The following is a 12,888-nucleotide window of genomic DNA, read 5'->3' as shown; positions in this document are numbered from 1 at the left end:
CTAATCCTGTTTATTGTTGTTGAATAAAAACACCTAAATCGCCCCTTGCCGAAGCCAATAAAAGCAACGCCTGCCATACATTGTTCTGTGCGATTTCATAATCAATTTCCGCTCGGTTCAGGCTGTACAGAGCCTGTGTATAATCTACCAATGTGGTCAGACCGTTTTCGTACAAAGCGGTATGTTGCTTGTAGGCTAATTCAGCAGCCGATAACTGCACTTTGGTTTCCTCAAAATTTTCTTGGGCATTGTTCAACTGTGCGTAAGCCATTTTGGTCTGTGCGTTCAGCTCCTTTTTGAACAGGTCAAAATCCTGTTGCAACGCTTGGGTCAGAAACTGCTGTTCTTTGACCTTTGTACCCGAACGATAGATATTGGTTAAGTTCCAAGAAAGCGAAAACCCTAAAAGGTAATTGCTACGGTCTATGCCAACGCCTTTGAGGTAAGAGGAAGTGTAAGCGGAATTGTCCTGTGCATAGTTCCAATCGAAGCCCGAACCACGTCCTTGTACAACTCCGAACGCTGACAATGTTGGTCTTTTATTGGATTTCAGCATTTCTTCGGACTGCAGGCTTTCGTTAATCTTGCTTTGCTGTAATTGCAATAACGGGTGCTTGCTCACTTCGTCATTCAGATTTGCCAAGCCCCTTGACGGAAGGGTAGTGCTGTACAGGCTGTCCAATTGATAGGTCTTAAATTCATCATCCAACAGGACTGCCAGTTGCTTTGAGAACTCCAATTCCTTATCATAGGATTTTATTTGCAGAGATTTGGCGTTTGATACTTCTGCCTTGGCCAACTCTGCATCCACTTCGGGGATTAATCCGCTTTTAGCCCTTGTGTCGGTCATTTCAAAAAATACCACGGCACGTTCCGTATTTTTTTGCTGTACGTATTTGATGCGTTGGCTTGCAAGCAAATTCAGGTAAGCGGCACTTACCTTGATTTGGTGCTGAAAGATTTCCTGTTCTACGTCGGCTTTAGCGGTCTGTTCCTTTTTGCTACCTAATGCTACTTGGCTTTTTATTCTTCCGAACGTAAACATGTTCCAATTGACATTGGCGAAGTAGAGCGAGCCGAATGCGGCGTTCCAATTTTGCTCCGCTAACGGCATAGAGGTAGAAGCGGATGCCAAACCTCCGTAGGCGTACATTGAGCCGTGGAGCATATTTACCGTTCCGTAGCTTTGCTGTGCGGAAAGGGTTACATCGGGAAGATACTGTTGCTTTTGGAAAACAGTGTTTTGTTCCGAAGCGGACAGTACCCGTTGTTTTGACTTTATTTTGTCGTATCGTTCGATGGAACGTTGTAGGGCATCTTCAAGTTTTAGTGTCTGTGCAAAGCCGTTTAAACCGACTGCACATACTAAACTTACAGATGCAATGAATTTTAATTTCATTGTATATAAAAATTAGAAATTAGACATAACGAATTTGAGTAGTGCCAAGAATATTGGGACTGCTTTGGTCAATTCAATACGCTAAAATCAAATTCTATATACGCAATGTAAGATGTAGAGGGGATTGCCCCGTAAGGGGATTTTGGAAGTATGGTAAGAGGTAGATTTTTCGGTTTCGGTTGCGATAGAAAAATCGAACACACTACCCAACATTTTGTTGGGAATAGCATCTCCCCAAAACTTTACCGAAAAATCAAAATTTGATTGTTTTTTTACAACATCATCCGTTTTGATGATTTTCGTTTCGTGTTTGCAACAGTCTTTCTTTTTTTCTTTTAGCTCTCTGTCTTTAGCAGAGCATATTGGACAAGGTTTATCCGAATTTTGGTGTTCGGTATTCGTCAGGCTGTACAATTTTACAGCCATTTCCTTACAGGTATGCTGATATTGGGAAAAGCCCGAAGACAATACCAGATACGACAATGAAAGGAATATAACGAATATTTGCCTCATAATGTTCAATAGATCAAAAGTAGTGATTATTCATACTCCTTACATAATATTTTTACATCATTGAGTAATTTTTGGATTTGCTCATCCTCAGTTCCATCGTAAGCCCCCCGTATTCGTCTTTGTTGATCGACAAGTATAAATAGACCTTGGTGGTCATAACCACCCGGAGCGTTTTCATCTTCGGTCGTAAATACAAGGTATTCTTTTGAAATATTAAACACTTCATCTTTTTGCCCGTTCACAAACTGCCATTGGCTGTTATCTACACCCAGCCGATCTGCATATTCTTTTAATACCCAAGGATGGTCATTGCGGTAATCAATGCTATGCGACAAGAAGGCCACCCGCTCATCATTTTTGTATTCCTCATATACGGTAAGCATATTTTGCTGCATAACAGGGCAAATTGTCGGACATCTCGTAAAGAAAAAATTGGCTATATAAATTTTTTGATTGAAAAAGTCTTGACTGATAAACAGGCTGTCCTGATTGATAAAGCTAAAATCCGGGATGCTATGATAAACCGTATCCACTACGATTTTTCCATTGATTTCGTTTTCAATGGTATTACTTTGCCCATAAATAGGCAGTTTCTCTTCTGATTTTTGATTACAAGCAACATGGAAAAATAGGCAAAAGCAAGTAAAGCTGAAAAATGGTATTTTGCTATTAAGTATTTTCATCACGATTAATATTTTGATTTTTACGACGTATGTTTTTAACCTGTTTGTACATATCCATTACTTGGTTAAGGTATATTAAAATATGTAGGAAAATAATCAGGAATATCACAAACAACGCGATGGCAAGCCATGAACCAATATCATTTTTTTTAATCGGTTGATGGTCGCCATCCAAGTTGAGATATACGATTTTATCGATAAAACTATTCTTATCGGTATAAGGCTCTACATAAGGAGGGGTGTACCAACTACCAGAAGACTTGGTTGTCGATTTTGATCCTTCGTCGATTATATAAGCGATAATATTATTGATTTGGTCGTCAGTAAGATCCTTGTGGTCTGGCATGATGGACCTGTTGTATTCTTCGAAAAGGGCAACGGCGTCCGGATCTCCTGCTTGTATCATCGTCTGGGAAGAGTGTACAAAATCGATGATCCATTGATTTTCCCTCCGCTCATCGACACCCTTAAGAGCAGGGCCGATCAGTCTCCTGTCGATGTTGTGACAAGAGGCACAACGACTTCTAAAGATTGTTCTTCCCTCTTCAATGTCCTGTTGTGCATAAACATGGCCATTGATTAAAAATGCCAATGATAATATTGAAATATACCTAATCATTTTCTCTCCTGTTTATTTTAGTAGTTTCCTGATGTCAATCGCAAGCTGGCGAACTTCAGCCGTCTCGGTTCCATCGTAGTATCCCCTGATATAATTTTCTTGGTCTATTAGTACCAAACGGTCGCTATGTATAAAGTCCTGTAAACCACCGTCTCCGTCCGTAGCCGTTAAATTGAGCTCTTTCCTTGCATATCTATACAGCTCTCTTTTTTCTCCGGTAACAAAATTCCATTGCTTCGTATTGACATTGCGGTTATGTGCATAGTGCTTTAGGACCTCTGGACTGTCAATTTCGGGATTTACCGTAAATGATACCAAGCGTAAGTTTTCCTCCTTTAGAAACTCCTGCTGAATTTCACGCATGCCGTCTATCATGATTGGACATATACCTGGGCACGTTGTAAAAAAATAGCAAGCTATCCAAACTTTTCCCTCGACGAAATCTCCTGCGATGGGGTTTCCCTCTTGGTTAATGAGATTGAATGGCTCAACTTTCTTGGCTTGATCCTTATTGATTTTTGAAAAATCCTCCGCATAATACGGGAGCCCTGAAAAATTGGATTCAATATATCTGACCAAAGCAAAAGCTATCAACGGCACACCGATAACAGCAATAATAAAAGCAATGTATATTTTCTTTTTATTCATTGTTCCTATTCAGATTAGCCGGATTTTCCATGTCGAACCTATTATCGACAGGTTTGCTGTACTTAAAGACCTCTTTGAATGAGGGATAGTAGGTACTTGCCACCAATATTATAGCAAGGATTATCCATGGCCTCATATTCAGCAACAAGGGGATTGGTTTTTCAATATGCAATTCTTCCGATTCGATCATTTCTATTTTGGGGGTAGTTGTCGGTCTGCTAAAGGCCATCCTAAAAAAGATGACAAAATATAGGAGTGCAGCTGTGCCCATTATAATTCCACCAAGCATTGTCATGGTACTAGAGGGAACCCAGGCACTATTGAATAAATGGCTTTCAGGATTGGTGTATGTCAACCCCATATTGGTCCTCCTTGGCTCACCCATCAATCCACCTGCCATGAGCCCATGTGCCAACATAGCTACACCGATGGTCCATAAGTATGGGATTATAGTGGCCGTTGCTCGATGTTTGAGTGGTTTTCCTGATACATGATTAAACATGTACAATGTCAAACCGAGAATGAACAGGATAGATGGCCCAGCGACAGTAAGATGGAAATGCCCCGGCACCCATCCTGTATTATGCACCAATTGATTTAACGTGTATGAACCGTTTACGATACCCGAAAGTCCACCAAAAATAAATAGGATAAGGCCACATATAAAATAGCCAAAAAGATAATTGTCCTTTCTGAACCAAGGTAATCTTGCCATCCATTGGAATACCCCTTTTGCCCCACGTTTTTTTCCTGCATATTCCAAGGATGCTCCAACGGTGAATGCAGTCATAAAACTTGGCAACGACACACCGAAAGTCAAGATACTGACCCAAAGTTTTATGCTTGGAGAAATACCACCCTCACTGAATTGGTGATGCACGCCTACGGGAGTGGAAAGAATAAGAAAAAGGAGGAACGCTAATCTGGCGGCATTGCCAGAGTATAATTTTCCCCCTGCAATTTTAGGAAGCATGGTATAGTAACCTATATAGGCCGGAAGTATCCAAAAATAAACCAATGGATGGCCAAACATCCAAAATAGGGTTCTTGTCTCCGGAACATTGATTTTTTCCCTAATCCCCATAGCCCATGGGGTAAGCAATGCCAAAAGTTCATATATGACCGGAATACTGGCCATAAACCACATGGTAAAGTTCACAAAGGTGCCCAGGATCGCAATCGGCATTTTACTCAATGGGTTTTCCCTTTTCCACTCAAACCATAACGGCACCCATCCTGCAAACGCGATCCAACTGCCTATAATTAACATTGCCGTACCTATATAAAAGAGCGGGGCTGCTTGCAGCGGAGCGTAAAAAGTATATAGAACAGATGCTTTGCCCAAGACCATAACTACTAAAGCTATAACCGAACCAGTAATCATGAAAACAATGGAGGTAATATATGACCATTTTGGAGGTTCTTTTCTTAGATAATGAACGATGGTGTAATGGCCGAAAATGACCGCAAAGAATGTCGTCAGAACGATAGCGTTGATGACGCCATGCATAGTCAATCCTTGATAATAGTTTATTCCAGCCACATCATGTTGCTGTAGGACGCCGGCGCGATAAAGGGTCTGCATCACACCATTGTAAACCCCTAAGATAAAGAGGCTCATAGGCATAGTTAACCCAAGTAATAATGTTGTTTTTAACGGTCTGCTGATTGTCATTTTAACTTTTTTCTTATTTCACTATAATAGTTCCGGCCATGTTCTGATGCCCTGTACCACAGAACTCGTTGCACACAAAGCGGTATATGCCCGGTTGTTCAAAACGGGTTGTTATCTTATTGATACTCCCCGGGACGGCCATCATGTTTACTCCCTTTTCGTTGATATGGAAACCATGTACAACATCGATTGACGTCAGGTAAAAATCTACGGTGGAACCTGCCGGAATTTCGATTTCCTCTGGATCAAATGTCCACATGCGTGCAACCAGATAGATTTCATAAAGCCCTTTGTCAATTTCTTTAACCTTTGATTCTTCAAATGTCTTGTCGAAAGGGATACAGGTGGGCATATCTATTTTACGGCTATAGGAATTGTATAATACTGCAAAGAAGAATACAGACAACAGTCCACCACTTAATACAATAGCTCTTAGTTCATATTTATCCATAACACTTTATGCTCTATCAATTTGAATATAGTATACACTAAACCATACTACTGCGGTTAAGAGCAATAGTAAAGTCATGAATACAATGGTGCCGTAAGGCTTAAATTCTTGTTCTTGTTTATCTTTCATCAGCCTAAATTTTGTACAAAAATACACTGGATTACATCTGATTATGAGGTAGTATATGTGCTTGTTATGGTATTATTTAGGTAGGATCACGAAAGGTCAAAAAGAACTATTTTTTACATGAATGATACCATATCAAACAACGGAGTTGTGTTAACATTGAGAGTAAAACACTATGGTTAAATTTCAAAACGTTGAAGAATACCCTTTACACTGGATAGATTTCCTGATTACCGTTACGCTTAACCCCTATAAAGCCGATTGTCAGAAAATTACGGAATCACAATACAACGCTATTGTAAATCGAATCGAAACTGAAAAAACAAATCTCCAAATCTTAATAAACAACGTCGTTTTTTCTCTAAATAATGAGGACGAAACCAATCTTTTAGTGAGAAAATACCATTCTTCCCTAATTATTCTTTTGGATCAGCTGATTGACAACAGAAGGGATCTTCCGAATATTGATTTTGTAGACCGAATATATAAGAAGTTGGTTGCCGCTATTGATGAACTATTTTCTTTTTTTGAAACGCGATTCTTTAAATATATCAGTCTCGAGATCGTGTACCAATCACATACTTCACAATAACAAAACAAGAGCTAAAAGAGAAAGTTAAAGCCCTAAGACATCTGTCAAATAATGACGCCGTTGCCCGGATGATTTTAGATAGGATGAACCATTTTTTTAAATCGAAAAACTATCATTACGAACTAACTTTTCGAGTAGTCCTGTATAAGAAGCAGCTGGTAAAAGGATTGCAAGAGATAAATTGGTCTGAGGCTGATTACGATTGTTTTTCTCCTTTAGAACAATTATTAATTTATATGAATTTCAATAGCAAAAAATTCATGAATATGCTTACCGGTCGAATATCGAAAGAAATCAATAGCCTTACCGATTCGATGGAACTGGTATTTTCTTTTGCTCGCCCGTGAGCGACACGCTCAATGCCATCAATGCTGGGATAATGAAAATTGACCAATCCCACTTGATCATATAGAGGAATAGGAGCCCTGATAGTGCGCAACAAAATGTGGTAAATATTATTCTATTGAAAATGGCTAGAGATAAATACCGGACACGGATGGTCATTATTGACGGCGTATATTCGCAAGAAGGTGATAAAACTAAATTACCAAATGAATTTATATAGATTAAGACATAATTAAATTGGTTAAACAAGAAAATAATGGAATAACACCTGCAAAACCGAAAATTTTATTGAAAATGATCATGTCTATTGATAATAATTTACTTTATTAAGAAGTTTGGTAAAAAAAATTTATATATGAAAAAGTTGATATTAATGATAGCTGCCGTATTAACACTAGGTGTGGTACAGGCACAGATCTTCGATCCTGTTAAATGGACTTTTGCTGCTAAGAAGACAGGGGAAGAGGACGTAGTGCTCTTTCTCAAGGCTACCATCGATAATGGTTGGAATATTTACTCGCAACATGTGGGTGATGGCGGTCCTGTTCCAACATCGTTCAGTTTTACGCCGTCAAGTGATTATCAACTTGTAGGGAAGGTACTGGAACCGACACCTAACAAGAAGTTTGAAAAGACTTTTGATATGCAGGTTCTATATTTCAGTAAAGAGGTGGTTTTTCAGCAAAAAATAAAGCTGAAAAAGGGTCAGACGGTCATCAAAGGCGCAGTCGAATTTATGGTCTGTAACGATAAGCAATGCCTCCCTCCAGATGAGAAGACATTCGCAATCACTGTAAAATAGATTCCGTTTTTTAAATAAATTGCAATGAATATCAAACATAGTTTTTTCCGTATCTGTATCCTTTTCATAGGTCTGAACTCTTTCTTGCCCGCTGTTGCACAGAAAACACACAAATGGGAAGAGGCAGAAGCTGCCGGATATAAGTACCGTTATGTCAGTAATGATCCGATGAATACCCGTTTTTATACATTGAAAAATGGATTTACGGTTATCCTCACCGAAAATGCAATCGAGCCCCGGGTAACGGCTCAGATTGCTGTACGTGCCGGCAGTAACAACGATCCTGCTACCCATACAGGATTAGCCCATTATCTGGAGCATCTTTTATTCAAAGGCACCGATAAAATCGGAACATCCGACTGGGCATCAGAAAAGGTGTTATTAGATGAAATCGAAGAACTGTATGAAGCCTATACACAGGAAACCGATGTCGCTAAACGTCGATCAATTTACAAGGAGATTGACAGCCTATCTGTAGAGGCTTCCCGTTACTCTATAGCAAATGAGTATGATAAACTGATGTCGACGATCGGTTCGCAGGGTACCAATGCGCACACTTGGTTTAATGAAACCGTTTACAAAGAAGATATTCCTTCGAGCTCAATCGACAAATTTTTGATGATACAGGCCGAGCGTTTCCGATATCCTGTTTTCAGGCTTTTCCATACCGAACTCGAGACCGTCTATGAGGAAAAGAACATGAGCATAGACAACGATGGCAGACGTGCCTTTGAAGTACTGTTGGCTAAACTTTTTCCAAAAACGAACTACGGACAGCAGACCACATTGGGAACTGTAGAGCATCTTAAAAATCCATCCCTAAAAGTGATACGTTCATTTTATGATACCTATTACGTAGCCAACAATATGGCTATTGTACTAGCAGGAGATTTCAATTCGGATGACATGATTAAGAAAGTGGACCACTATTTTGGCGCGTTTCCGTCTGGTACCGCTGTATCCGATAGCGATATTTTAGAGGATCCGATACAAGAGTCCGCCGTTCTCGATGTCTTCGGGCCAAGTGCACAGTACATGATGATGGGGTACCGTGTGGGTAAGAGCACGAGTCGGGAGGCGTTGTTGGCCGATGTGACGTCCTCATTGCTATCGAACGGGAAAGCTGGGTTAATCGATCTAAATTTATCCCAAAAACAGCTTGTATTGGGAGCAGGTGCGAATTTGAATCAACAAAAAGACTATGGATTCTTTACGCTCTTTGGCTATCCGAAGCAAGGTCAGACACTGGTAGAAGTGCGCTCGCTGTTGCTGGAACAAATCGAGTTATTGAAGAGGGGAGAATTCGATGCATCTTTAATAGAAGCCATACGTGCGAATAGCACACTATCCTTTTTGCAGGGTTTGGATAACAACACAGCGCGCACTCAGCACCTGGTTACTGATTTTATCCAAACGAAGAGTGCCGGTTGGGATCGAGAAGTAGGTTATCTTGATGCACTTGCTAAAATCACCAAAGATGAAATTGTTGAATTCGCTAAAACATTCTTTAGGGACAACTATGTTGCTGTCAACAAAAGACAGGGCGAGGCCGGTGATATCGTTAAAGTAGAAAAACCACCGATTACCTCGGTGCATACCAATGCAGACAAACAATCTGCGTATTTAAACGAGATTGCTGCAATGCCATCCTTACCTGTCGAGCCTGAATGGTTAGACTACAAGCGCGATATCCAGCAGGCAAAAGCAGGTAAAGCAGATGTCCTCTATGTTCAGAATAAAGATAATCAGCTTTTCCGGCAAACATTTCTTATCGACATGGGAAGCTGGAACGACAAGTTGCTGCCTTTAGCTGGGAATTATCTTTCCTATCTCGGTACCGACAAGATGACCGCGGCCCAGGTACAGGAAGCTTTCTACAAATTAGCCAGTAATTACAGCATTAATATAAGCAACGAAGAAACTCGTATTACGCTAACCGGTCTACAGGAAAACTATCGCGAGGCGATGTTATTGTTAACGGATTTGCTAAAGAATTGTAAAGTAGACCAAGCGGCCTTGGATAATCTCAAAAAGGATGTGTTACAGGAGCGCCAAAACAATAAAACCAACAAGCGCAATATTATGCAAGGTTTGATGAGCTATGCGGCTTACGGGGCTAAAAATCCTTTCAACGATCAGCTCTCTACAGCAGAATTAGAAGCTATAACGGGGGATCAATTGATAACTCTGCTTCATGATCTGTTCAGTTACGAGCACAAAGTTATTGCGTACAGCCCCTTGAGTTTGAAGCAATATACAGCCGAATTGGGGCAGTATCACAAATCATCGGACTCTTATAAAAGTATACCTGCTAAACGCCAGTATACTCGTTTAGATCAAACGGAAAACACTGTGCTTTTCGCAAATTATGACATGGTACAGGCAGATATCAGCTGGTATAGAAAAGGAAGCGACTATCAGGCTGATAAAGAGGCGAGTGTAGCCTTGTTTAACAGTTACTTTGGTGGAGGAATGGGATCCATCGTGTTTCAAAACCTACGCGAAGCAAAAGGGTTGGCCTATACGACCTATGCAACCTATTCATCCCCGGCAAAGAAGGAAGATCCTTTTACAGTGTCTGCGTTCATCGGTACGCAATCTGACAAAATCCGTGAGGCCGTAGAAGGGATGAATGCACTGTTGAATACGTTGCCACGTTCAGAGAAAGCATTTAATACCGCCAAGAAAAGCTTCCTCAGCGATATCGAAACGCAACGGATCAAAAAGGATGCTGTTATCTTTAGTTACCTGCAAAATCTTAAAAAGGGTATCGACTACGACCGTCGCAAAGATTGGTATAGCCGGGTGAAAACGATGGGGTTCACCGATATCGAAAAAGTTCATCAAACGGAGTTGGCTAATAAGCCGTATACATATTGTATTGTCGCCTCCGAGAAAAATATTACGGATGAACAGCTTGGTACTATTGGAAAACTTACGAAGTTAAGCCTCGAAGAAATATTCGGATACTAAGATTATCCATCATTGACCAGCAAAAGAAGGTGCTCTTGGTAAAAGGGTGCCTTCTTTTGTATTTTTTAAGTTATATCGGATAAGCTGTTTCGCTTTTCGTTTCAGACAGTACAAAATAGGTCTGCACCGTATTGACATGTGGTAATACCGCCAGTTTATACCTTAAAAATTGATGGTATGCTTCCATGTCTCTTGTCGCGATGCGCAGCATAAAATCGTACGAACCGGCCATCTGGTAACACTCCATCACTTCCGGGAATTTCGCGACCTCCTTTTCGAATTCATTTAGTACCTCCGCAGTATGCGCCTTTAAAAATACCTGAGAAAAGGAAATGAGGTCGATCCCTACTTTTACACGATCCAATATAGCTACCGTACGTTTTATATATCCGTTTGCCTTTAATTTTTTCACCCGTTCGTGAACCGCTGCAATAGACTTATTAAGATGATAGGACAGTTCTTTGTTGCTGAGCGACGCGTCTTCTTGCAAAAGACGGAGCAGCTTTATGTCTACATTGTCAAGTTCCATGATATGTTTTTCTTGATTTGATCTTTTAAAGATATAAAAAAATGAAATAATTATTGTTTTTATATGATTTTCAATTATTTTTTTTGATATGATATCAAAGTGTTGAATATTATTTTGTTTAATGCAAATTTTGTAAGATAATAATTTGAATATGATGGAAGAGGTAATTAATAAATGTCTGTCTCCCAAGCTGGATAGTAAATTTAAACATCTATGGTGTTTAGTGGGTAATACGCCAATGCTGGCTTTACAATATGTTTACCAAGGTAGACCCGGAATGATTTACGTGAAGTGTGAAAATTACAATTTAACAGGTAGTATCAAAGATAGGATGGCTTTGTACATTCTTTATAAAGCCTATATGAACTGTGCAATACGTCCGGATGATATGATTGTCGAAGCTACGAGTGGAAACACCGGGATAGCGTTTTCCGCTATTGGCAAGGCGTTGGGACATCGGGTTAAGATTATGATGCCCAATTGGCTTAGTAAAGAGCGTATTGATATTATCAAGAGTATGGGTGCGGATATACAGTTAGTCAGTAAAGAGGAGGGAGGATTTCTCGGTAGTATCCGTTTGAGTGAGGAGTTGGCTGCAAAGGGCGGTGTCTTTCTTCCACGTCAGTTTGAAAATCAGTATAACGCCGAAGCGCACGAGTTGACTACCGGACGGGAAATTGCATCGCAACTGGAATCGATTGGGAAAACAGCAGACGCATTTGTGGCCGGCGTCGGAACAGGAGGTACGGTAATGGGGGTTGGAAGTTATCTCCGACGAATAAATCCTGCTGTGAAGGTGCATCCGTTAGAGCCTGCCGAAAGCCCGACCTTAACAACGGGATATAAAGTAGGCTCACACCGTATACAGGGGATTTCAGATGAATTTATTCCTGCTATTGTTAAACTTGATCAATTGGACGAAGTCATTCAAGCTTCTGACGGTGATTCTATCCTCATGGCGCAAAAACTGGCAAAACAGTTAGGGCTCGCGGTGGGTATATCATCTGGAGCAAACGTGATAGGGGCAATTAAACTGAAAGAGCAGCTGGGACCCGATGCAACGGTTGTAACGCTCCTATGTGACGACAATAAAAAATATTTAAGTACAGATTTGGTTAAAGAAGAGCCTGTTCGGGATGGATTTATTACGACAGACGTAGCGTTTGATGGGTTCCATCCCATTAGTCGTCTAACGCAGCCTCTTATATCACTTCCAACATCTGCTCCACTTTCATAATTTTTTCAAAAAAACAAAGTGTATGAATAGCATACGTAAATTTCTTATAAGTTTAGTCTTGATGATTCCCCTAATCATATTCGGACAAGAGGCGGATACGCTGATCTCATCCGATGGGATCGAATTTAAAGAGAGCCGGGCAGATGATGGGCGTGCTTCTACTGGAAGTGATACCCTGTTGGAGATTCCGGACGATCTCGTCTTTGAGGAAGGAACAGCCAGTGGAGAGGATGAAGAGGGACAGGCAGTCGGTGCACCTGTACAACCAGTTGATGCCAGTGATACGGAACAACAAT

14 protein-coding genes are annotated in these 12,888 nt (G+C 40.5%); 6 read left to right on the top strand and 8 right to left on the bottom strand.

The annotated features are described in order from the left end of the window. Positions 1 to 10 precede the first annotated feature (10 nt). From H8B21_RS12040 to H8B21_RS12010, 7 genes are all read right to left on the bottom strand, one after another. Positions 11 to 1,399: a TolC family protein gene (locus H8B21_RS12040; RefSeq protein WP_190314044.1), complete on the bottom strand. Its 1,389-nt coding sequence runs from the start codon at positions 1,397 to 1,399 to the stop codon at positions 11 to 13. An 87-nt stretch (positions 1,400 to 1,486) separates the two neighbouring features. Further along, on the bottom strand, positions 1,487 to 1,912 hold the full coding sequence (locus H8B21_RS12035) for an HYC_CC_PP family protein (RefSeq protein WP_190314043.1): 426 nt from the start codon (positions 1,910 to 1,912) through the stop codon (positions 1,487 to 1,489). A gap of 26 nt (positions 1,913 to 1,938) precedes the next feature. Next, positions 1,939 to 2,595 (bottom strand): SCO family protein, encoded by a 657-nt coding sequence (locus H8B21_RS12030; RefSeq protein ID WP_190314042.1) that lies wholly within the window; start codon positions 2,593 to 2,595, stop codon positions 1,939 to 1,941. Further along, positions 2,582 to 3,214 carry a c-type cytochrome gene (locus H8B21_RS12025; RefSeq protein WP_190314041.1) on the bottom strand — a complete coding sequence of 211 codons (633 nt, stop codon included), beginning with the start codon at positions 3,212 to 3,214 and terminating at the stop codon, positions 2,582 to 2,584. Before H8B21_RS12025 ends, H8B21_RS12030 begins: the two co-directional genes overlap by 14 nt. A 12-nt stretch (positions 3,215 to 3,226) precedes the next feature. Beyond that, positions 3,227 to 3,862, bottom strand: coding sequence for an SCO family protein (locus H8B21_RS12020; RefSeq protein WP_190314040.1), 636 nt, complete (start codon positions 3,860 to 3,862; stop codon positions 3,227 to 3,229). Beyond that, positions 3,855 to 5,537 (bottom strand): cbb3-type cytochrome c oxidase subunit I, encoded by a 1,683-nt coding sequence (locus tag H8B21_RS12015; RefSeq protein WP_190314039.1) that lies wholly within the window; start codon positions 5,535 to 5,537, stop codon positions 3,855 to 3,857. The genes H8B21_RS12020 and H8B21_RS12015 overlap by 8 nt, the downstream gene beginning before the upstream one ends. Before the next feature lie 13 nt (positions 5,538 to 5,550). After that, positions 5,551 to 5,988 (bottom strand): cytochrome c oxidase subunit II, encoded by a 438-nt coding sequence (locus tag H8B21_RS12010; RefSeq protein ID WP_190314038.1) that lies wholly within the window; start codon positions 5,986 to 5,988, stop codon positions 5,551 to 5,553. A 301-nt stretch (positions 5,989 to 6,289) separates the two neighbouring features. Between H8B21_RS12010 and H8B21_RS12005 the strand changes: the two genes are divergently transcribed. The 4 genes from H8B21_RS12005 to H8B21_RS11990 all read left to right on the top strand — a co-directional run bounded on the left by H8B21_RS12005 (position 6,290) and on the right by H8B21_RS11990 (position 10,826). Continuing rightward, positions 6,290 to 6,706, top strand: coding sequence for a hypothetical protein (locus tag H8B21_RS12005; RefSeq protein WP_190314037.1), 417 nt, complete (start codon positions 6,290 to 6,292; stop codon positions 6,704 to 6,706). An 83-nt stretch (positions 6,707 to 6,789) separates the two neighbouring features. Continuing rightward, complete coding sequence (locus H8B21_RS20625; protein ID WP_223815004.1) at positions 6,790 to 7,053, top strand: hypothetical protein; 264 nt, start codon at positions 6,790 to 6,792, stop codon at positions 7,051 to 7,053. A gap of 353 nt (positions 7,054 to 7,406) precedes the next feature. Next, entirely contained in the window at positions 7,407 to 7,853 is a 447-nt protein-coding gene (locus H8B21_RS11995) for a protein-disulfide reductase DsbD domain-containing protein (protein ID WP_190314035.1), read from the top strand. A 24-nt stretch (positions 7,854 to 7,877) separates the two neighbouring features. Continuing rightward, a complete protein-coding gene (locus H8B21_RS11990) occupies positions 7,878 to 10,826 on the top strand; it encodes a M16 family metallopeptidase (RefSeq protein WP_190314034.1) in 2,949 nt (982 codons plus the stop codon). A 70-nt stretch (positions 10,827 to 10,896) separates the two neighbouring features. Here H8B21_RS11990 and H8B21_RS11985 read toward each other — a convergent pair whose 3' ends face one another. Then, complete coding sequence (locus H8B21_RS11985; RefSeq protein ID WP_223815003.1) at positions 10,897 to 11,355, bottom strand: Lrp/AsnC family transcriptional regulator; 459 nt, start codon at positions 11,353 to 11,355, stop codon at positions 10,897 to 10,899. Positions 11,356 to 11,506: 151 nt separating this feature from the next. Here H8B21_RS11985 and H8B21_RS11980 point away from each other — a divergent pair, with 151 nt between their 5' ends. Beyond that, positions 11,507 to 12,592 carry a PLP-dependent cysteine synthase family protein gene (locus H8B21_RS11980; protein WP_190314033.1) on the top strand — a complete coding sequence of 362 codons (1,086 nt, stop codon included), beginning with the start codon at positions 11,507 to 11,509 and terminating at the stop codon, positions 12,590 to 12,592. A gap of 22 nt (positions 12,593 to 12,614) precedes the next feature. Continuing rightward, positions 12,615 to 12,888 (top strand): hypothetical protein (locus H8B21_RS11975; RefSeq protein ID WP_223815002.1); only part of this gene is annotated, 274 nt, incomplete at its 3' end.

Origin of the sequence: Sphingobacterium chuzhouense (assembly GCF_014692525.1) — a bacterium.
Classification (GTDB): Bacteria; Bacteroidota; Bacteroidia; order Sphingobacteriales; family Sphingobacteriaceae; genus Sphingobacterium; species Sphingobacterium chuzhouense.
The sequence above is the reverse complement of the archived record's forward strand: the minus strand, read 5'-3'. Positions and strand labels throughout refer to the sequence as shown.